Origin of the sequence: Microbacterium sp. NPDC058062, assembly GCF_042885375.1 — a bacterium.
Taxonomy (GTDB): domain Bacteria; phylum Actinomycetota; class Actinomycetes; order Actinomycetales; family Microbacteriaceae; genus Microbacterium; species Microbacterium trichothecenolyticum_C.
In genome coordinates, this window is record NZ_JBHVSC010000002.1 from 765,366 (window position 1) to 786,270 (window position 20,905).

Below are 20,905 nucleotides of genomic sequence, written 5' to 3' on the forward strand. Positions count from 1 at the left end.
GCCCCTCAGCTCGGCGCATCCCCTCAATTGAGGAGGCCCGTGCGAGCAGCACGACGAAGGGCTCGGGATGCTGCATCCCGAGCCCTTCGCTGCACACGGTGCGGCTAGTTGCCGAACTCCTTCGCCACGGCCACCCGCGCGTCGTTCTGCGACTTCGCGTTGGTCATGTCGAACTCGAGCACCTTGTCGTAGCCGAGGCCCTCAGCCGTCTTGATCAGCTCGTCGCGGAGCGAGTCGAACTGCGCCTCGTTCGCGGCGAACACCATCTGCCACGAGTACTGCTTGATGATCTCCTTGACCTGGTTGCGCAGGGTCTCGATCTCGGAGTCGTCGGCCGGCGCCGCGTAGCTCGCGCCCGGGGCGACCAGCACCTGGTCGTTGGTCTGCAGGTACTCCATGGTGGAGGTCGCGTCGCCCATGTTCGCCGACCAGTCGACGGTCAGCGGGTTGGCGATGGCCGCCTGGTAGGTGGGCCAGAACGTGTAGCTGTACGGCAGGCTCGTCTCGGGGTCGGTGTCGATCGGAAGCACCGCGCTGAGGTTGAGCGCCGAGACGCCGTCGGCGTACTCGCCGCCGCCCCACTCTTCGGGAACGGTCGCGCCGCCCTGGAGGAAGACCTCGTTGCCGAAGTCGGTGAGCTCGGGCTCGCCGGCGTCGTTCACGTCCCACGTGAGGCCCTTGGGTCCCGCCGACGCACCGGTCTGGCTGCTGTTGGCGTACGCGCCCTCGGGCGAGTAGAGCCAGTCGATGAAGGCGGCGATGCGCTCCGGGTCCTCGGCCTTCGAGCCGATCGCGAACACCTGCTTGCCGCCGTACGCCTCGGCGCCGTACGAGAAGATGTTCTGGTCCGCCAGGGGCACCATCTCGAAGCCCTTGCCCGCGGCCATGTTGTCCTCGGTGTTGAAGGCGGACTGGCCCAGCCACGGCCACCACGAGAACAGCACCTGCCCGTTCTGGAACTTCGAGAAGAGCGTGTCGTAGTTCTGCGTCGTCGACTCCGGGTCGACGAGGCCGAGCTGGTTGGCGTCGAAGTAGAGCTTGAGGTTGCGGATGTACTCGCCGTCGGGATCCAGGATGCTCTGGTAGTCCGAGCCGTCGGCCTTGGCCAGCACGAAGCCGAGCTCGTCGTAGCCGTAGAAGCACGCGGGCTGCTTGGCCGTGACCATCATGTTGCCGTCCCAGTCCTTGAACAGCGAGAAGGCGTAGGTGGGCTGGCCGTTGTCGGCGGTGGGGTGCGCGGCCTGCATGTCGGCGAGCACCGGGAGGAGGTCCTCGAGGGTGCCGATCTCGGGGTAGCCGGCCTCCTTGTAGTAGTCCCAGCGGAGGTACGGCCCGAAGGTCGGGTTGAGACCCTCGGAGGGCTCGGTCGGCTTGAGCGACGAGACCGCCGACGGGAAGCCGTAGACGCCGTCCTTGCCGTCGTTGAGGTGCTCGACCGCGGCGTCGAACTTCGCGAGGTTGTCCATCGCGCCGTAGTAGTTCGCCGAGTCCTTGACCAGACCGCCCTCGATGAGCTCGTCGAGCTTCTCGCCCTTGTCGGTGATGATCAGGTCGCCGAGGTCGCCGGCCGCGACGCGCGTGTTGTAGAGGGTGTCACCGCCGCCCGCGACGTTCGGGGCGATGATGTTCAGCTTCATGTTGAACTTGTCTTTGACGATCTTGGCGAACCAGCCCTGCTGGACGCCCATGTAGTTGGCGAGACCGTCGAACACGTCGATCGTGATCTCCTGGTCCCACTTCTCGGGGAACTGGTCGATCGCACCCTGGTCGTCGCCGCCGCCGGCGCTGCACGAGGCGAGCGAGCCCGCGGCGAGCAGCGCCACGAGAGCCAGGGACACCTTCTTTCGAAGCGTCATTGCTTTCCTTTCTTGGTGGTTCTGTGGTGGTTCGTGGCCGCCGTCAACCCTTGACGGCGCCCAGCATGATGCCCTTCACGAAGAAGCGCTGGAACAGGGGATAGATGAAGATGATGGGCAGCACGACCAGCACCGAGACGGTCATGCGTATCGAGGTCGGCGTCTGCTCGGTGGCGAGCCCGGCGATCTGACCGATGTTGCCGCCGGCGTTCTGCGCCGCCTGGGCGAGGCTCGATGCCTGGTTGATGAACATGTAGAGCAGGTACTGCAGCGTGTACAGGCTCTGATCGGTGATGTAGATCAGGGTGTCCTGGAAGCTGTTCCACTGCGTCACCGCACTGAAGATCGCGATCGTCGCGAGGATCGGCGTCATGTTCGGCAGGTACACCTTGAAGAAGACCTGCAGGATGTTGGCGCCGTCGACCTCGGCGGCTTCCTGCAGCTCCTTCGGCATCGACTCGACGTAGGTCTTCGCGAGGATGACGTTGAACGGCTGCACCACGAACGGGAGCACGTAGACCCAGAAGTTGTTGGTGAGACCCAGCGTCTTCATGATGATGAACACCGGGATCAGGCCCGCGCTGAAGTACATCGTGATGATGAGGAAGCGGTACCAGAACTTGCGGCCCCACATGCGGGTCTGCGTGAACATGAACCCGAGGAACGCGGACGCGAGCACCGTCAGCGCGGTGCCGATCACGGTGCGGCCGATGCTGACCACCGTCGCCATCGGCAGGCCGGGCAGCTGGAACACCTGCCCGTAGTTCGAGAGGTGGAACCCGACCGGCCACAGGCGCACGTCGCCGAGCGCCGAGATGTCGTTGGCGCTGACGGAATTGATGATCAGGTAGTAGAACGGGTACGCGCAGATCAGCGCGAAGAGGAAGAACAGCGCGTAGTTCGCGAGGCGGAACACCGCGTCCCCGACGGTCCCGCGATAGCGGGCCGAGGTGTCGCCCTTCTTGGTCGTGGTGAGCGTCTTCGTCATCGTCGTGGTCATGTCCTGGCCTCTCAGACGATCGATTCGCCGCGGACGCGCTTGGAGACGGCGTTGACGGTGAGCAGCAGGGCGACCGAGATGAGGCTCTTGAGCATGCCGATCGCGGTGGCCATCGACAGGCTGTTGCCCGTCATGCCGATGTTGTAGACGTACAGGTCGAGCACCTGGATCCACTGCTTGTTGAAGGCGTTCTGGAACACGTAGTACTGCTCCATGCCGTTGTTGAGGATGTTGGCGATCGACAGCAGCAGGAGCACGAGATAGGTCGGCATCAGCTGCGGCACCGTGATGTACCGCATCAGCTGGAAGCGGCCGGCGCCGTCGATGCGGGCCGACTCGTACAGCGACTGGTCGATGCCCGCGATCGCGGCGAGGTAGATGATCGCGCCCCAGCCGAGTCCCTTCCAGATGCTCCAGAGCGTCATGGTGATCCAGACGTTCTGGTCCGTGTCGAGGAACTTGATGGGCGCCGTGATGAGTCCCGCGTCGTTGAGCACGTCGTTGACGAGGCCCGAGCTCGAGAAGAGCGAGAACGCGATCATGTAGACGAGGACCCACGAGATGAAGTTCGGGAGGGCCGTGAGCGTCTGCACGGAGTTGCGGAACCAGGGCGCCTTGATCTCGTTGAGCAGGATCGCGAAGAAGAGCGGCAGGACGGATGTCGCGATCCCGAGGAAGCTGATCGCGAGCGTGTTGAGGAGGACCTGGCCGATCTGCGCCATCTGCGTGGGCGAGCTCACCAGCATCTGGAACCACTGCAGGCCGACGAACTCACTGCCTTCGAGGCCGAGCGCCGGCTTGTAGTCGTACAGCGAGTAGATCCAGCCGTACAGCGGAAGGTACGAGAACAGGAACGCCAGCACCAGGAACGGCACGATGCAGAGGAACAGCGTGAAAGACGTCCGGCTGCCCGCCGGACGCAGCCGCCGGCCGCGCCCCTTCTTGGCGTTCTGGTCGAGGTTGTGGACCGCCGCCTCCTGGAAGACGACCTGCGACTGCGCCTGAGTGGTCATCGGAGGGTGCCCTGATTCGCGGCATCCGCCGAGGGGACCGCCGGGTGAGCATGCCGTTCCATGTCACTCCTTCGTGTACGTGGCTGCCGCTCTGTCGAGGGGCGGGATCCGAGGTTCGTTCATCGAACCGCTTCGATTTCGAACCGCTTCGATTGAAGAGTAGGCGGCACTGCCCGATTCGTCAAATGTCTCCTCGTAACGCGGGGGTAACGATCGACCGTGTCGCCGGCGCTCTCCCGCGCGCGGGAAAGCGCCTACCATGGTCGCACCGGACGCGCGGGGGCGTCCGGCCCGGACCCGTGCCGGGTGAGCATGACGGGACGAACGACATGAAGCGAGTCGGCATCCGCGATGTCGCCGAGCGCGCGGGCGTCTCGATCAGCACGGTCTCGAACGCGCTGAACCGCCCTCACATGGTGAGCGAGCGCCTCGTCGACCGCGTGCGCTCGGCCGCCGACCAGCTCGGCTATGTGCCACTGCAGGCCGCGCAGCAGCTGCGCGCCGGGCGCTCCGGGCTGCTGGGGATGACGGTCATCAACATCGCGAACCCCTTCTTCGGCGACATGGTCGCCGGCGCCGAGGACGCGGCCTCGGCGGCGGGAATGCGCGTGCTCGTCGGCAACTCCAGCGACGACGTCGGCAAGGAGCGCGACCACCTCGAGCTGTTCGAGCGGGTGCAGGTCGAGGGGGCGCTGGTGAGCCCGTTCGGCCCCCTCGAGCCCTGGCTGCAGCGCTTGCGGGGTCGCGGCATCCCGGTCGTCCTCGTCGATGCGATCGACGACACCGGCGAGCTGCCCTCGGTGTCGTTCGACGACGTCGCCGGTGGGCGGCTCGCCGCCGAGCACCTGCTCTCGACGGGACGCCGGCGGCTCGCCTTCGTGGGCGCGCGCGAAGAAGTGCGGCAGGTGCGCGAGCGCCTGCAGGGCGCGCGGCTCGCCGTGGCCGCCCACCCGGGCGCGACCCTCGAGCCGATCTGGACCGAGCGCACGACGTCCGAGCTCGGCGTGGCGTTCGGCGAGCAGCTCGCCGCCCGCTCCCCCGCCGACCGCCCGGACGGGATCGTGACCTCGAACGACCACCTGGCGATCGGGCTGGTGCACGGACTGATCTCTCGCGGCGTGCGGGTGCCGGACGACGTCGCGGTCGTCGGCTACGACGACATCGAGTTCGCGGCGATCGCCGGCGTTCCCCTCACCTCCGTGCGCCAGCCCGCGCGCGAGATGGGACGCACCGCGGCCGAGCTTCTGCTCGCGCGCATCGGCGGCACCGCGGGGGCCGACCTTGGCAATGTCGTCTACCGGCCCGAACTGATCGTCCGCGCCAGTACCATGTCCACATGACGCAGAAAGCGTTTACCGGACCCATCCGCATCATCTCGATCGCCCAGAATCCCCGCCCCGGCCGCTCAGTGCTGAAGCTGCTCGCGCGCCGGCCCGGGCGCATGGCGGTGGCGATCCTCGCGTTCGCGTGCAAAGAGGTCCCGCTGTGGTTCCTCCCGGTGGTGACGGCGAAGATCATCGACATCGTCGCGAACGGCGGCGAGGTCTCGACCGTGCTCGTCTGGTTCTCGGTCGCGGCGGTGCTGCTCATCCAGAACTACCCGATGCACATCGTGTACACGCGCAACTTCATGACCGTCGTGCGCGACACCGGCGCGGACCTCCGCAACGCGCTCGCGGCGCGGCTGCAGAGCCTCTCGATCGGCTACCACACGCGGGTGAGCTCGTCGATCGTGCAGACGAAGGTCGTGCGCGACGTCGAGAACATCGAGCTCATGCTCCAGCAGGTGACCCACCCGCTGCTGTCGGCCACCATGGTCATGATCGGCGCCATCTCGATGACCGCGATCGCGGTGCCGCAGTTCCTTCCCGTCTACGCGCTCGCGATCCCGATCGCGATCGGCATCCGCTACGGACTGCGCAACCGCTCGCGTGAGCGCAACGAGGTGTTCCGCCGCGAGGTCGAGACCCTCTCCGCACGGGTCGGCGAGATGGCCTCCCTCATCCCCGTCACCCGCGCACACGGCCTCGAGCAGACCGCCGTCACCCGCGTCGCCTCGGGCGCCGACGGCGTGCGCCGTGCCGGCCTGCACCTCGACATGCTGAACGGCCATGTGGCGTCGATCTCGTGGGTCGCGATGCAGCTCCTGGGCGTGGGATGCCTCGTGCTCGCGGCGATCTTCTCGCTGACGGGCTTCCTCCCCATCACCCCGGGTGAAGTCGTGCTGCTGTCGACGTACTTCACGCTGCTCACCGGTGGCCTGACGCAGCTGCTCATGCTGATCCCGGTCGGGGCGCGCGGCATGGAGTCGATGCGGTCGATCTCGGAGGTGCTGCAGGAGCCCGACCTCGAGCAGAACGAGGGCAAGCGCGCCGTCGCGAACGTCGGCGGCCACCTCGAGCTGCAGCACGTGTCGCATCGCTACGACGAGGCGGAACGGGATGCCGTCCACGACATCTCGCTCGACATCTCGCCCGGCGAGACCGTGGCCTTCGTGGGCTCATCCGGCTCCGGCAAGTCCACGATGCTCAACCTCGTGCTGGGCTTCGTGCGCCCGACGGCGGGCCGGATCCTGCTCGACGGCGTCGACATGCAGGACCTCGACCTGCGCACCGTGCGGCAATCGGTCTCGGTCGTGCCGCAGGAGTCGGTGCTCTTCGAGGGCACGATCCGCGAGAACATCGCGTACGGCCTCGACGACGTCTCGGACGACCGCCTGCGTGCCGCTCTGCGCGACGCGAACGCCGCCGAGTTCGTCGACCGGCTGCCCGACGGGTGGGACACGGTCGTCGGTGAGCGCGGCGCACGGCTCTCGGGCGGGCAGCGCCAGCGGCTCGCGATCGCGCGTGCACTGGTGCGCGACCCGCGCATCCTGCTGCTCGACGAGGCGACGTCGGCACTGGACCCCGAGTCGGAGGAGCTCGTGAAGGAGGCGCTCAACCGCCTCATGAAGGGCAGGACCACGCTCGTCGTCGCCCATCGCCTGTCGACGATCCGCCAGGCGGACCGGATCGTCGTGCTCGAGCACGGCGAAGTCATCGAGGTCGGCGGTCACGACGCCCTCGTCGCCGCCGAGGGCCGCTACGCCCGCCTGCACGCGACACAGGCCGGCCTTCCGCACTGACCTCACCGCGGGATAGCGCTTTCCGTCTCCACCGCCTACCCTGGAGGAGCGGATGCCGCGGGGCTGCAGCATCCGTTCGCGATCCACCCGAAGGAGCCACCGTGACCGAGACCCTCCGCTGCGCCATCGTGGGCACGGGAGCGATCGCCCACTCGCACATCCGAGCCATCGCCGCCTATCCGCACGCCGAGCTGGTCGCGGTCACCGACCTCAGCCGCGCCTCGGCCGACGCGTTCGCCGAGACGTACGGCGCGCCCGCCGTGTACGACGACCTCGACGCGCTGCTCGCCGCCGAGCACCCCGATGTCGTCCACATCTGCACCCCCCCGGGCGCCCACACCGCGCAGACCCTCGCGGCGTTCGCGGCCGGCGCGCACGTGGTGGTCGAGAAGCCCCCGGCACCGTCCCTCGACGAGCTCGCGCAGATGACGGATGCCGCGGCGGCCGCCGGGCGGCAGCTCGCGGTGGTCTTCCAGCAGCGCACCGGCACCGCGCCCGCCCATGTGAAGCGCCTGCTCGATTCCGGCGCGCTCGGGCGCCCCCTCGTCGCCCAGTGCCAGACGCTCTGGTACCGCGACGCCGCGTACTTCGCGGTGCCGTGGCGCGGGAAGTGGGAGACCGAGGGCGGCGGCACGACCCTCGGTCACGCCATCCACCAGCTCGACCTGCTGGCGTTCCTGCTCGGAGACTGGACGCGGGTCGAGGGGCGCCTCTGGCGCCTCGACCGCGAGACGAACACCGAGGACGTGTCGACGGCGACCGTGGTCTTCGAGGGCGGCGTGGTCGCACAGGTCGTCTCGAGCACGCTGTCGCCCCGCGAGACGAGCACGATCCGCATCGACACCGAGAAGGCCACGATCACCGTCGACCACCTGTACGGCCACGGCCACGAGAACTGGCGCATCACGCCGGCTCCCCACGTCGACGCCGCCGAGGCCGCGACCTGGGAGATCAGCGGGCCCGAAGAGCGCAGCGACCACGTGTATCTGCTGCGCGACGTGTTCGACGCCCTCCGCTCGGGCGCACCCCTGCCGCCGACGGCCGAGGCACCCGCGCGTTCGATCGAGCTCGTCGCCGCGATCTACGCGTCGGCCGACGCCGACGGCGCCGTGGTGACCCCCGCCGACCTCGCCGCGCACCCGACGCACCGCAAGAGCTTCGCGAGCACCGTCATCGACCTGCGACCGGCCCGATGACGGTCGACGCCTCACTCGACCCGGACGCCGCAGCACCCCGCGAGATCTACCGCGATCCCGTCTACGACGGCGCGACCGATCCCACCGTGGTGCGGGACGCCGACGGCTGGTGGATGTTCTACACCCAGCGCCGCGCCACGCACCCGCATCCCGGCGACGGCGTCGCGTGGGTGCACGGCTCGCGCATCGGCGTCGCCCGCAGCGAGGACGGCCTCCGCTGGAGCTACGCCGGAACGCTGGAACCGGATGCCGCGGGCCTGCGCCTGGCCGACGGGCCGCCGCCTGCAGCGGTCGGCGAGACGCACTGGGCGCCCGAGATCATCCACGACGGCACGCGCTGGCGCATGTACCTCACGGAGATCGACGGCGTGCCGACCCAGTGGGAGGGGCACGCGCGCCGGATCGTCGAGTACCTCTCGAACGACCTGCGCACCTGGAGCCGCCGGGGTGTCATCCCGCTCGCGAGCGACCGTGTGATCGACGCCGCCGTCGCCCGGTGCCCCGACGGCCTGTGGCGCCTCTGGTACAAGGACGAGGCGGCCGACTCGACGACCGCGGTCGCGGTGTCGGACGACCTCGACTCGTGGCGGCTCGACGGCACCGCCGTCGGCGGGCGCCCGCACGAGGGCCCGTTCGTCTTCGCGCTCGACGGCACGTGGTTCCTCCTCACCGACGAGTGGCGCGGCATGGCGGTGCACCAGAGCGCCGACGCCGTCGCGTGGGAGCGCCAGGGCGGGGCGGATGCCGTCATCCTGGGCGAGAGCGGCGCTCCGCGAGACGGCATCCAGATCGGACGGCACGGCTCGGTGGTGCTCCTCGGCGACGAGGCGCGGCTGTACTTCTTCACCCACCCCTGGTGGGACGGCAGCGAGCTGGCCGACACCGACGAGCGCAGCCATCGCCGCAGCGCCGTCCACGTCGCGCGCCTGCGCGTGGTCGACGGCGAGCTCGTCGCCGAGCGCTGACGTTGGCGCTGACCCGAGGCATCCGTCCCCCGTCCTTCCCCTCGCCCTCCTTCAACAGGTCAACCGGGGTTACGCAGGATGCGGGAGAGCGGATCTCTCCTGCAGAAGGCCGGTTGACCTGTGGGAACTGAGCGGCGGCGGCGCGTAGGGGCTGGGACCGTGCACAGTCGGCGTGCCCGAAATCCCGCGGCCCGTTACTGAATCGTTTAAAAATCTCATCCGAACGCCTTGCGAAACGTTTTTAGACCGAGTACCGTAGCGGGCAAGCGCTTTCCAGCATCGCAGGATCTGCACCACAGAGCGCCCCACACCGCACACACAGACGACGAACGTCTCACGCGGAACCGCGAACGCAGACGTTCACAAGGAGGACAAGGATGTTCAGCAAGAAGCGGGCACTCGCCGTCGCCGCCATCGCGGCCGGCGCCGCCCTCGTGCTGGCCGGCTGCGCCGGCGGCAGCGACGAGACCCCCGACGCCGCACCCACATTCGACCCGAACGAGAAGGTCACCCTCGACCTCGCGTTCTGGGGCAACGACGTCCGCGCCGGGCTCTACAACGAGGCCATCGCGGCGTTCAACGAGGAGTACCCGAACATCACGGTGAACTCCACGTTCCTCACCTTCCCCGAGTTCTGGGAGAAGCGCCAGACCGAGGCCGCCGGCGGCAACCTCCCCGACGTCATGCAGTTCGACTACTCGTACCTGCGCCAGTACTCCGAGAACGGCCTGCTGCTCGACCTCGACCCGTACCTCGGCAACATCATCGAGACCGACCCGCTGCCCGAGAACATCCTCAACATCGGCGTCGTCGACGACACCACCTACGGCATCACGACCTCCACCAACGCGTGGGGCCTGTTCACCAACCCGGTCCTGCTCGAGAAGGCCGGCGTCGAAGAGTTCGAAGGCGGCAGCTGGGACGACTACACCGACTGGATGGGCGAGGTCACCGACGGCGCCGGCGGCGAGTTCTGGGGCGGCGGCGACTACACCGGCCGCATCCAGAACTTCGAGCTGCAGCTGCGCTCGGAGGGCAAGAACCTCTTCAACGAGGACGGCACGCCCGGCTTCGACGAGAAGCGCCTCACCGAGTTCTGGGAGTCCGGCGCACCGATCCGCGAGGACGGCATCGGCATCCCGCAGCAGCGTGTGGAAGAGGTCGCCCCGAAGGGCGCCTTCGACAGCGCGCTGACGGCGAGCGAGCTGACCTGGGACAACTTCGGCGCGGGCTACCTCGCCGGTCTCGGCGAGGGCTACACCGAGCTCGGCCTCATCGCTCCCCCGGTGACCAAGGAAGGCGCGAAGGACCTGTACCTGAAGCCGTCCATGCTCCACACCATCTCGGCCAACACCGAGCACCCCGAGGCGGCGGCGACGCTCGTCAACTTCCTCGTGAACTCGCCCCAGTCGGGTGAGATCTTCGGCACCAACCGCGGCCTCCCGGCCTCGGAGACCGCCCTCGAGGCGGCCGAGCTCGACCCGCTGAGCCAGCAGGTCAAGGACTACGAGGCGTCGATCGCCGACCGCCTCGGCGACGCCCCGCCGGTTCCGATCGTGGGCTACGGCACGCTCGAGGAGAAGTTCCGCCAGCTGGGTACCGAGCTCAACTTCGGCACCGTCACGGTCGATGACGCGGTCTCGCAGTTCTTCGCCGAGATGGACGTCGTCCTCAACCAGTGACAGCTTCCGGGTCCGGGCGTACGATGCGCCCGGGCCCGGAAAACCACTACTCCACAACCCGTATCGGAGAGTCTCGTGAGCACCACAGCGACCAGAGTCATCGTGACCGGTGAGAAGTCCTCACGCCGGTCCCTGTTCCGCCGGAGCAGCCCTGAGCATGTGAATAGGCCGGGTCAGCGCGGCCGGGTCGCGAAGGAGACGCTGGCGGGGTACGGGTTCCTGATCCCGTGGCTGGTCGGGTTCTTCGGCCTCACGCTGATCCCGATGGCGTACTCGCTGTACCTGTCGTTCACGAAGTACAACATCTTCGCGCCGCCGAAGTGGATCGGCTTCGACAACTACGTCCGGATGTTCACGAACGACCCGGCGTTCATGCAGTCCGCGCAGATCACCATGATCTACGTCCTCGTCGGCACCCCGATCACCCTGGCGGCCGCGCTCGGCGTGGCGATGCTCCTCAACTACCGCGACAAGGGTGCCGGCTTCTTCCGCTCCGCGTTCTACGCCCCCTCCCTCATCGGCGGCTCGGTGTCGGTCGCGATCGTGTGGCGCGCCATGTTCGCCTCCGACGGCCCCGTCGACAACGCGCTCTCCGCCATCGGCATCGACCTCGGCGGCTGGATCGGCAACCCCGCACTGGTGCTGCCGGCGATGATCCTCCTCGCGATCTGGATGTTCGGCGCCACCATGGTCATCTTCCTCGCCGGCCTCAAGCAGATCCCCAAGGAGCTCTACGAGGCCGCTGAGATGGACGGCGCCGGTCCCTGGCATCGTTTCCGCGCGGTCACGCTGCCGATGCTCTCCCCGGTGATCTTCTTCAACCTGCTGCTCGGCCTGATCGGCGCGTTCCAGGTCTTCAGCTCGGCCTACATCATCTCCAACGGCACCGGCGGCCCCGCCGGCATGACCAACTTCATCACCCTCTACCTCTACAAGCGCGGCTTCTCGGACGGCCAGATGGGCTACGCCGCCGCCATCGCGTGGGTGCTGCTGATCGTCGTCGCCGTCATCGCCTTCATCCTTTTCCGCACCCAGCGCTCCTGGGTCCACTACGCCGGAGACAACCGATGAGCACCACAAGCTTCGGCGAACCCGCCATCGCCACCCTCGAGAACCAGGTCGACGCCACCCCGCAGCCGCCCCGCCGCAAGGTCAAGCGCGGCACCTGGCAGACCGTGATCTGGTTCGTCGTGCTCATCGCCGTCACCGCGATCGTGCTCTACCCGCTGGTCTGGCTGCTGTTCTCGACCTTCAAGCCCAACAGCGAGTTCGGCTCCAACATGGGCCTGCTCCCCGAGAACCCCACCATCGCCAACTACGCGAAGGTGATGGAGGGCATCGCGGGGGTGCCGATGTGGCGGTTCTTCCTGAACTCGTTCATCATCGCCGCGGGCTCCGTGATCGGTGTGCTGCTGTCGTCGTCGCTGGCCGCGTACGCGTTCGCCCGCATCCAGTTCAAGGGCCTCGGCATCCTGTTCGCCGCGATGATCGGCACCCTGCTGCTGCCGTTCCACGTCGTGATCATCCCGCAGTACATCATCTTCCAGCGCCTCGACATGATCGACACGTTCTGGCCGCTGCTGCTGCCGAAGTTCCTCGCCACCGAAGCGTTCTTCGTGTTCCTGCTGGTGCAGTTCATCCGGCAGATGCCCCGCGACATGGACGAGGCCGCCCGCATCGACGGCGCCGGACACATGCGCATCTTCTGGTCGATCATCCTGCCGCTGATCAAGCCCGCCCTGATCACCTGCTCGATCTTCGCGTTCATCTGGGCCTGGAACGACTTCCTCGGACCCCTCCTCTACCTGACGAGCCCCGAGAACTACCCGCTGCCCATCGCGCTGCGCCTCTACAACGACCAGACCAGCGTGAGCGACTACGGCGCCACCGTCACCGCGTCGTTCATCGCGCTGATCCCCGTCCTGCTCTTCTTCCTCGTGTTCCAGCGCTTCCTCGTCGACGGCGTCGCCACGCAGGGACTCAAGGGATAGGACCCCACCATGGACCGCCGAGAACTCCGCGCCGCGCGTCGCGCCGACGCGTCCGGAGCCGGACCGACGCTCGAGGAGCGGGCTCCGGCCCGCTACCCGGGCGCCAAGGGAGCCTTCGCCCTGTTCGGCGAGGTGCTGCTCACCGGGCTGCTGGTCACCGCGGCCGGGATCCTCGTCGTCACGCTGCCCGCGGCGCTGGCCGCCGGCATCCGTCACCTGCGTCGCTACGTGAACGCGGAGCAGTCGCACGTGCGCACGTTCTGGCAGGACTGGCGCCGGGCGCTGCCCGGCGGCCTGATCGTCGGCATCGCCGCGGTCGCGATCACGTTCGTGCTCACGCTCGACATCTACCTCGCGAACTCCGGCGCCCTCCCCGGCGGCGGCCTCATCTCCCTCGTCGGCTGGGCCGGCCTCGTCGTCGGCGCGGTCGCGCTGCTCGTCGCCGCGGGCGCGTGGACACCCGAGCGCGGCTGGCGGGCGGCGGTGCGCAGCATCCCGTCGTCCCTCGCCTCGGACCCGATCGCCGCCCTGTACCTCGCGGCCGCCGCCGTGCTGGTCGGCGTGATGACCTGGATGCTCGCGCCGCTCATCATCGCCGGACTCGGCTGCGCCACCTTCGCCGTCGTCGCCCTCCCGGCGCGCCGCGGCCGCCGCTGACCCCCACCTCTCTCGATCGCAAGACCAGCCAGAAGGAGCTGCTCGACGTGCTGTACGGCGCCGACTACAACCCCGACCAGTGGCCCGAGGAGGTGTGGGACGAGGACGTCCGCCTCATGCAGGAGGCCGGCGTCAACATCGTGAGCCTCGGCATCTTCGCGTGGTCGCGCATCCAGCCCGCCGAGGGCGTGTGGGACTTCGCGTGGCTCGACACCGTCATCGAGAAGCTCCACGCCGGCGGCATCGCGGTGAACCTCGCGACCGCGACCGCCTCTCCCCCGCCGTGGGTGAGCAAGAACTACCCCGAGACGCTTCCGGCGAACGAGTCGGGTGCGTCGTACTGGCCGGGCAGCCGTCAGCACTTCGCCCCGTCGTCGCCGACCTACCGGCGCCTGGCCGGCGAGCTGGTGCGCCGGCTGGCCGAGCGCTACGTGGATCACCCCGCCGTGGCGATGTGGCACGTCGGCAACGAGTTCGGCTGCCACCTCTGGATGGACTTCTCGGATGCTGCGCGCGACGCGTACCGGGACTGGCTCCACAAGCGGTACGCCACCGTCGACGCGCTCAACGACGCGTGGGGCACGAGCTTCTGGTCGCAGCGCTACGGCTCGTTCGACGAGATCTTCCCGCCGCGCCTCGCCCCCTACAGCCACAACCCGTCGTCGATGCTCGACTGGCGACGGTTCACGAGCGACATGCTGCTCGAGTGCTACCTCATGGAGCGCGAGATCCTGCAGGGCGCCGGCGCGACGCAGCCGATCACGACGAACTTCATGGGCCCGTTCAAGCCCGCGGACTATCGCAAGTGGGCGCCGCACATGGACGTCATCGCCGACGACTGCTATCCCGACCCCGCCAACCCGAACCGCGTGCGCGACGCCGCCTTCCAGCGCGACCTCGTCCGCTCACTCAAGCCCGGCGTGCCGTGGCTGCTGTGGGAGCAGGCGACGGATGCCGTCAACTGGCGGCCCGCGAACCCCGGCAAGCGGCCGGGCGCCCTGGCCGCCGAGTCCGCGCAGTCCATCGCCCGCGGCGCCGACGGCATCATGTTCTTCCAGTGGCGGCAGTCCCGCGCCGGCAGCGAGAAGTTCCACTCGGCGATGCTCCCGCACGCCGGCACCGAGACCCGCACCTGGGACGCGGTGACCGAGCTCGGCGCGCGCCTCGCCGCGCTCCCGGCGCTCCCGGCACCGGGCCGCGACGCACAGGTCGCCCTGGTGTTCGACTGGGAGAACTGGTGGGCGGTCGAAGAGCGCGACCACCCCACCGAGATCGACTACCTCGCGCTCGTGCTCGAGTGGTACGGCGCGTTCCACGCGCGGAACATCCAGGTCGACATCGTCGCTCCCGAGGAGGTCGACCACGGCTACGCCCTCGCGGTCGCCCCGGCGCTGTATCTGCTGCGCGACGAGGGCGCCTCGGCGCTCGCCCGGTTCGTCGACGACGGCGGAACGCTCCTCACCGGGCCGTTCACCGACATCGTCGACGCGCACGACCACTTCCGCGACGGCGGCTTCCTGACGCAGCTCGGCCCGGTGCTGGGGCTGCGCTTCGAGGACTTCGGCGTCCTCGCGGGCCAGTCCTCCGGAGGCTCGGGCGTCGGAGCCCTGAGCAGCGACGCCGTCCAGGCCGCGCGCGACGCCGCCGGCCGCGGCGCGGTCACGTTCGACCTGAACGGAGCGGAGCGGTCCGGCCGCCTGGTCGCCGAGGCGATCCACGCGACCGGCGCGACGGCGGTCGCGACGTTCTCCTCGGGCCTGCAGTCCGGCTCGCCGGCGCTCACCCGCCACCGCTTCGGCTCGGGCGAGGCCTGGTACACCGCGACCCAACCCAGCGCCGACGCGCTCGACGCGATCGTCGCGGCCGTGGTCGAGGCATCCGGTGTCCGACCCGTCGTGGCGGACCTGCCCGCAGGCGTCGAGGCCGCTCGCCGGGGCGATCTGGTCACCCTCATCAACCACGGCGACGCGCGGGTCGAGATCACGATCGACGGCACGGATGCCGAGACCGGCGTCGCCGTCGAGCGCGTCGTGCTCGACGGACAGGGGGTCGCCTTCGTGTCGGCTCCCGTCAGCACCACGGGCACCGCCGCGGACTCCGCACGCGCCGCCGTCGCCCACTCCTGACCCCCATCAGAACAGAAGACTGGAGCACCTCCATGCCTGCACCTCGTACCCTGCTCGCGGCCGCCGCCCTGACCGCGGGCGCCGCGCTCGTCCTCTCGGGCTGCTCCGGCGGCGCCTCGGACGACGCCGCGTTCGATCCCGACGAGAAGGTCACCCTCGACTTCGCGTTCTGGGGCAACGACGACCGTGCGACCCGCTACAACGATCTGATCGCGGCGTTCAACGAGGAGTACCCGAACATCACGATCAACACGTCGTTCACGGACTTCCCGAGCTTCTGGGAGAAGCGCCAGACCGAGGCTGCCGGCGGCGGCCTCCCCGACGTCTTCCAGTTCTCCGACAGCTACCTGCGCCAGTACGCGGAGTCCGGCAACCTGCTCGACCTCGCCGACGTCTCGGACTACATCGACACCACGACGTTCGAGGAGTCGCTGCTCGGCACGGGCGCCCTGGACGGCGTGCAGTACTCGCTCCCGACCGGCTACAGCCTGTGGGCGAACTTCGTCAACGACGACCTCGTCGCGCAGGCCGGGGTCGAGACGCCCGAGGGCGGCACGAGCTTCGCCGACTTCGACGAGTGGATGGCCTCCGTCACCGACGCCACCGGCGGCGCCGTGTACGGCGGCACCGACTACACGCAGCGCATCCAGGTCTTCGAGCTGCAGCTGCGCGCGAACGGCGAGAACCTCTACACCGACGACGGCGAACTCGGCTTCACCGAGGACGACCTGCGCGAGTTCTGGGAGTCCGGCGCCGAGATCCGCGACGGCGTCACCGTGCCGCAGCAGAAGCTCGAGGAGCTCTCGCCGAAGTCCGGCTTCGGCGCCGCCATCACGGCGAGCGAGATGAGCTGGAGCAACTTCCTCGGCGGCTACCTCGCCGACTCGGGCTCGTCGTCGATCTCGCTCGTCGCACCGCCCACCGCCAAGCAGGGCTCGAAGGACCTGTACCGTCAGGCCGGCCTCCAGGTCGCGATCGCCGCGAACACCGAGCACCCCGAGGCCGCGGCCCTCTTCCTCGACTTCGTGGTGAACAGCCCCGAGGCCGGCGAGATCTTCGGCACCACGCTCGGCTTCCCGGCATCGTCGTCCAAGCTCGAGGGCACCACGCTCGAGGGCGCTGACAAGCAGGTCGCCGACTACATCGAGTCGGCTGCCGACCGCATCGGAGACGCCCCGCCCGTCCCGGTGGTCGGCTACGGCTCGCTCGAGCAGGCCTTCTGGGACGCCGGCAAGTCGATCGGCCTCGGTGTGCTCTCCGTCGACGACGCCGTGACGCAGTTCTTCGCCGAGGCGGACGCCATCCTCGGCTGACCCCGGACCGAATCGCGGAACGGATGCCGCGGCACGAACTTCGTGCCGCGGCATCCGGACTTCCCATCAGAATCCCGAGAGGATCTCCTCATGACCGACGCCACCGCGCGGCTCGACCCGCACTACGAGATCGCCGACATCGACCGCCGCCTGTTCGGCGGCTTCGTCGAGCACCTCGGCCGCCACATCTACGACGGCATCTTCGAGCCGGGGCACCCGTCCGCCGACGCCGACGGCTTCCGCACCGACGTCATCGAGCTCGTGAAGGAGCTGGGCGTCTCGACCATCCGCTACCCCGGCGGCAACTTCGTGTCGGGCTACCGCTGGGAGGACGGCGTCGGCCCGGTCGCCGAGCGCCCGCGACGCCTCGACCTCGCGTGGCACTCGACCGAGACCAACGAGGTCGGGCTGCACGAGTTCCAGACGTGGCTCGACCGCGTCGGGAGCGAGCTCATGCTCGCCGTCAACCTCGGCACCCGCGGGACGCAGGAGGCGCTCGACCTGCTCGAGTACGCCAACTCCGACGCCGAGACCGCATGGACGGCGCAGCGCGCGGCCAACGGCCGCGATTCAGCGTTCGGCGTGAAGATGTGGTGCCTCGGCAACGAGATGGACGGCCCGTGGCAGGTCGGGCACCGCAACGCCGACGACTACGGCAAGCTCGCTTCTCGCACGGCGAAGGCGATGCGGATGCTGGACCCCGGCGTGGAGCTCGTGGTGTGCGGCTCGTCCGCCCGCTCGATGCCGACGTTCGGCTCGTGGGAGCGCACCGTGCTCGAGCACACGTTCGACGACGTCGAGTTCATCTCGTGCCACTCCTACTACCAGGAGCTGGGCGGGAACGCGCAGGAGTTCCTGGCGTCGGGCGTCGACATGGCGCGCTTCATCGAATCGGTCGTCGCTATCGCCGACACGGTCGCCGCCACGAAGAAGAGCGACAAGCGCATCATGATCTCGTTCGACGAGTGGAACGTCTGGTACCTCCACGACGACGAGGGCGGGCAGAACGACAAGCCCGAGGAGAAGGGCTGGCCGGTCGCGCCGCGACTGCTTGAAGACAAGTACCACGCCCTCGACGCCGTGGTGTTCGGCGACCTCATGATCACGCTCCTGCAGCACGCCGACCGCGTGCGCTCGGCGTCGCTCGCGCAGCTCGTCAACGTGATCGCACCGATCATGACCGAGCCGGGCGGTCCCGCGTGGCGGCAGACCACGTTCTTCCCTTTCTCGATCACGTCGCGTCTCGCGCACGGCCGCGCCGTGCGCGTGCCGGTGTCGGCGGGCACGTTCACGAGCGAGAAGCTCGGCGAGGTCGAGACGGTGAACGCCGTCGCCACGATCGACGACGAGGGCGTGTCGCTGTTCGTCGTGAACCGTTCGACGACGGATGCCGCGGACCTGCGCGTCGACCTCGCTCCGCTGGTGCGGGCTCTCGGCCGTGAGGTCGCGGTCGTCGAGTCGCACCTCCTGCACGAGGACGACCTGTACGCGGCCAACACGCTCGAAGACCGCGAGCGTGTCGGCGTGCGCGAGGCCGAGGCATCCGTCGACGGCGAACTGCTGTCGCTGGCGCTGCCGGCCGTGTCGTGGACGGCGGTGCGGCTCGCGTGAGCACTGCTTCCAGCCTCGACACGGAGACACGGATGCTGCGCGCCGACCTGACCGGACAGCCCCGCGCGGAGCGGCGCCCGGCCATGGCGAACACCGAGGACGTCCGACCGGGACTCTCTCTCACCAGCCGCTCGCTGCGCCGTGACGGACGCCCGTGGCTGCCGGTGTCGGGCGAGCTGCACTACACGCGCGTGCCGCGCGAGCGGTGGACCGAGCGCCTGCGGCTGATGCGCGCCGGCGGCATCTCGGTCGTGTCGACCTACGTCTTCTGGCTGCACCACGAGCCGGTGCGGGGCGAGACCCGCTTCGACGGGCGCTACGACGTCGCGGCATTCGTCGACGCGGTGCGCGCCGAGGGCCTCGAGATCATCCTGCGGATCGGACCCTGGGCACACGGCGAGATGCGCAACGGCGGGTTCCCCGACTGGGTGCAGGAGCTGCCCGTGCAGCACCGCACCGACGACCCCGCCTACCTCGAGCTCGTCCGGGAGTGGTTCGGCCGGCTCGCGGCCGCACTCGACGGGCGCTGCACGCCGGAGACCGTGCTCGGGATCCAGCTCGACAACGAGCTGTACGACCAGCCCGGCCACCTCGCCACCCTCAAGGGGCTGGCGCGCGAGGCCGGGTTGTCCGCGCCGCTATGGACCGCGACGGCGTGGGGTGGCGCGGATCTGCCGGACCCCGAGGTGCTGCCGCTGTGGGGCGGCTACGGCGACGGCTTCTGGGTCGACCCCGGCGAGCCGTGGGACCCGACGTTCCGCGCGCACTACTTCTTCTCCGACACCTGGGACGACCCCGGGATCGGCGCGGACGTGCGCGGCGAGGAGGCCGCCCACCGCTCCGAGCTGTCGCCGTGGTTCCCCGCCGCGACGTGCGAGCTCGGCGGCGGCATGGCCACGGCCTACCACCGCCGGCCGCGCCTCGACGCGCTCGACATCGCCGCGGTCGCACACGCCAAGCTCGGCAGCGGCTCGGCGTGGCAGGGCTACTACATGTACGCCGGGGGCACGAACCCCGGGCCGGGTCTCGAGGAGACGCAGGCCACGGGTTACCCCAACGACATGACGCGGCTGAGCTACGACTTCCACGCGCCCATCGGCGAGTCCGGCCGCACGGCGCCGAGCCACGCGGCCCTGCGCCTGCAGCACGCGTTCGTCGAGGCGTTCGGCGAGCGGCTCGCGCCGATGGCGTCGTACCTGCCCGAGGTGCGGCCGTCGGGCGTCGAGGACGCCGACACCCTTCGCTGGGCCGTGCGTGCCGACGACGGCTCGGGGTTCGTCTTCATCGGCCGGCACCAGCCGCACGTGCCGCTGCCGGCATATCGCGGGGCACGCCTCAGCGTCGACACGCGCCACGGCACGGTCGAGCTGCCGAGCGCGCCGGTCGACATCCCGTCCGGCACCCTCGCGCGCTGGCCGCTCGGACTCGAGGTCGGCGGCGTCACGATCGACTGGGCCACGGCGTCTGCGGTCACCGTGCTGCCGGGGCCGGCGGACGCCCCGCCGACGCTCGTCCTGATCGAGGACGCCGGCATCCCCGTGGAGGTCGCGCACGACCGCTTCGCCCACGCCGTGACGCCGGGTGCCGCGCCGGTGCGGATCGAAGAGGCGGACGGCGCTGCGCTCGACGTGCTCGTGCTCCCCGCCGCGGATGCCCCGCGGGTGTGGGTCGTCGACGCGGCGGCGGGCGGCCGACGCCTCTTCGTGTCATCGGACGAGCTCACGTGGGACGCGGCAGGCCGCGTCTCGGTACGCGCGAGCGGCGAAGCCCCCGACGTGCGGGAGTACGTGGACGGATCCTGGCTCACGCCGGACTGGGAGCACGTGGACGGGGCCGGGGCCGAGGCTGGGCCCACGCGCCCGGAGGCTCCGCGCGACGCGCCAGCGGCGCGTGGAGGGGGCGTGGGGACCATCGATGTCCGCCTCCTCCGCGAGGCGAGCTCGCCGTCCGGGGAGTACGGCTCGCGCGACGGCCGGCAGGCGGCGCCCGACGACACCGTGCTCGACGCCCACGCGGCGGTGTACCGGCTCGAGATCCCCGAGGGACTCGATGCCGACGCCGTGCTCCGCGTGCGATGGGCGGGCGACGTCGCGCAGCTGCGTGTCGACGGCGTGACCGCGACCGACCGGTTCTGGGACGGCTCCGAACTCGTCGCGAACCTTCGTGACATCGGCGCCGGCCCCGACGCGAGCGTCGAGCTGCACGTCCTTCCGCTGCGGCGCGACACCGGCGTGCATCTGCCGGCGGATGCCGCGGCCCGCCTCGAGGCATCGGCCGACGGGCTGTGCGAGCTCGCCGACGCCCGCATCGACCAGCGCGCCCGGTGGCGCGAGATCCGCTAGAGCCACGACACAAGGAAGACGAGACAGCG

The 20,905-nt window shown here is 69.5% G+C and carries 15 protein-coding genes; 12 read left to right on the top strand and 3 right to left on the bottom strand.

The window, feature by feature from the left end; genetic code table 11:
• Nucleotides 1-104: 104 nt before the first annotated feature.
• From ACFVSU_RS08285 to ACFVSU_RS08295, 3 genes are read right to left on the bottom strand one after another with little or no spacing between them, the layout of a single operon-like run.
• Nucleotides 105-1,856 (bottom strand): ABC transporter substrate-binding protein, encoded by a 1,752-nt coding sequence (locus ACFVSU_RS08285; protein WP_387140701.1) that lies wholly within the window; start codon nucleotides 1,854-1,856, stop codon nucleotides 105-107.
• Between the two features lie 43 nt (nucleotides 1,857-1,899).
• A complete protein-coding gene (locus tag ACFVSU_RS08290; RefSeq protein ID WP_387140704.1) occupies nucleotides 1,900-2,856 on the bottom strand; it encodes a carbohydrate ABC transporter permease in 957 nt (318 codons plus the stop codon).
• Between the two features lie 11 nt (nucleotides 2,857-2,867).
• Nucleotides 2,868-3,869, bottom strand: a complete 1,002-nt coding sequence (locus ACFVSU_RS08295) for an ABC transporter permease subunit (protein WP_310285828.1) — start codon at nucleotides 3,867-3,869, stop codon at nucleotides 2,868-2,870.
• A 329-nt stretch (nucleotides 3,870-4,198) separates the two neighbouring features.
• Here ACFVSU_RS08295 and ACFVSU_RS08300 point away from each other — a divergent pair, with 329 nt between their 5' ends.
• From ACFVSU_RS08300 to ACFVSU_RS08355, 12 genes are all read left to right on the top strand, one after another.
• A complete protein-coding gene (locus ACFVSU_RS08300) occupies nucleotides 4,199-5,209 on the top strand; it encodes a LacI family DNA-binding transcriptional regulator (RefSeq protein ID WP_387140707.1) in 1,011 nt (336 codons plus the stop codon).
• Nucleotides 5,206-6,993 (top strand): ABC transporter ATP-binding protein, encoded by a 1,788-nt coding sequence (locus ACFVSU_RS08305; RefSeq protein WP_387140710.1) that lies wholly within the window; start codon nucleotides 5,206-5,208, stop codon nucleotides 6,991-6,993. The genes ACFVSU_RS08300 and ACFVSU_RS08305 overlap by 4 nt, the downstream gene beginning before the upstream one ends.
• A gap of 101 nt (nucleotides 6,994-7,094) precedes the next feature.
• Nucleotides 7,095-8,189, top strand: coding sequence for a Gfo/Idh/MocA family protein (locus ACFVSU_RS08310; RefSeq protein ID WP_387140713.1), 1,095 nt, complete (start codon nucleotides 7,095-7,097; stop codon nucleotides 8,187-8,189).
• Nucleotides 8,186-9,154 carry a family 43 glycosylhydrolase gene (locus tag ACFVSU_RS08315; protein WP_387140716.1) on the top strand — a complete coding sequence of 323 codons (969 nt, stop codon included), beginning with the start codon at nucleotides 8,186-8,188 and terminating at the stop codon, nucleotides 9,152-9,154. Before ACFVSU_RS08310 ends, ACFVSU_RS08315 begins: the two co-directional genes overlap by 4 nt.
• A 377-nt stretch (nucleotides 9,155-9,531) precedes the next feature.
• Nucleotides 9,532-10,836 carry an ABC transporter substrate-binding protein gene (locus tag ACFVSU_RS08320; protein WP_387140720.1) on the top strand — a complete coding sequence of 435 codons (1,305 nt, stop codon included), beginning with the start codon at nucleotides 9,532-9,534 and terminating at the stop codon, nucleotides 10,834-10,836.
• A gap of 75 nt (nucleotides 10,837-10,911) precedes the next feature.
• Complete coding sequence (locus tag ACFVSU_RS08325) at nucleotides 10,912-11,907, top strand: carbohydrate ABC transporter permease (RefSeq protein WP_387140723.1); 996 nt, start codon at nucleotides 10,912-10,914, stop codon at nucleotides 11,905-11,907.
• The gene (locus ACFVSU_RS08330; RefSeq protein WP_387140726.1) at nucleotides 11,904-12,827 is read left to right on the top strand and encodes a carbohydrate ABC transporter permease; all 924 of its coding nucleotides are present in this window, start codon (nucleotides 11,904-11,906) and stop codon (nucleotides 12,825-12,827) included. The genes ACFVSU_RS08325 and ACFVSU_RS08330 overlap by 4 nt, the downstream gene beginning before the upstream one ends.
• A 9-nt stretch (nucleotides 12,828-12,836) precedes the next feature.
• The gene (locus ACFVSU_RS08335) at nucleotides 12,837-13,484 is read left to right on the top strand and encodes a DUF624 domain-containing protein (RefSeq protein WP_387140730.1); all 648 of its coding nucleotides are present in this window, start codon (nucleotides 12,837-12,839) and stop codon (nucleotides 13,482-13,484) included.
• Between the two features lie 47 nt (nucleotides 13,485-13,531).
• On the top strand, nucleotides 13,532-15,610 hold the full coding sequence (locus ACFVSU_RS08340; protein ID WP_387140733.1) for a beta-galactosidase: 2,079 nt from the start codon (nucleotides 13,532-13,534) through the stop codon (nucleotides 15,608-15,610).
• Between the two features lie 32 nt (nucleotides 15,611-15,642).
• Entirely contained in the window at nucleotides 15,643-16,923 is a 1,281-nt protein-coding gene (locus tag ACFVSU_RS08345; RefSeq protein ID WP_387140736.1) for an ABC transporter substrate-binding protein, read from the top strand.
• Between the two features lie 90 nt (nucleotides 16,924-17,013).
• Nucleotides 17,014-18,534, top strand: coding sequence for an alpha-N-arabinofuranosidase (locus ACFVSU_RS08350; protein ID WP_387140739.1), 1,521 nt, complete (start codon nucleotides 17,014-17,016; stop codon nucleotides 18,532-18,534).
• Nucleotides 18,531-20,876: a beta-galactosidase gene (locus ACFVSU_RS08355; protein WP_387140742.1), complete on the top strand. Its 2,346-nt coding sequence runs from the start codon at nucleotides 18,531-18,533 to the stop codon at nucleotides 20,874-20,876. The genes ACFVSU_RS08350 and ACFVSU_RS08355 overlap by 4 nt, the downstream gene beginning before the upstream one ends.
• Nucleotides 20,877-20,905 lie beyond the last annotated feature (29 nt).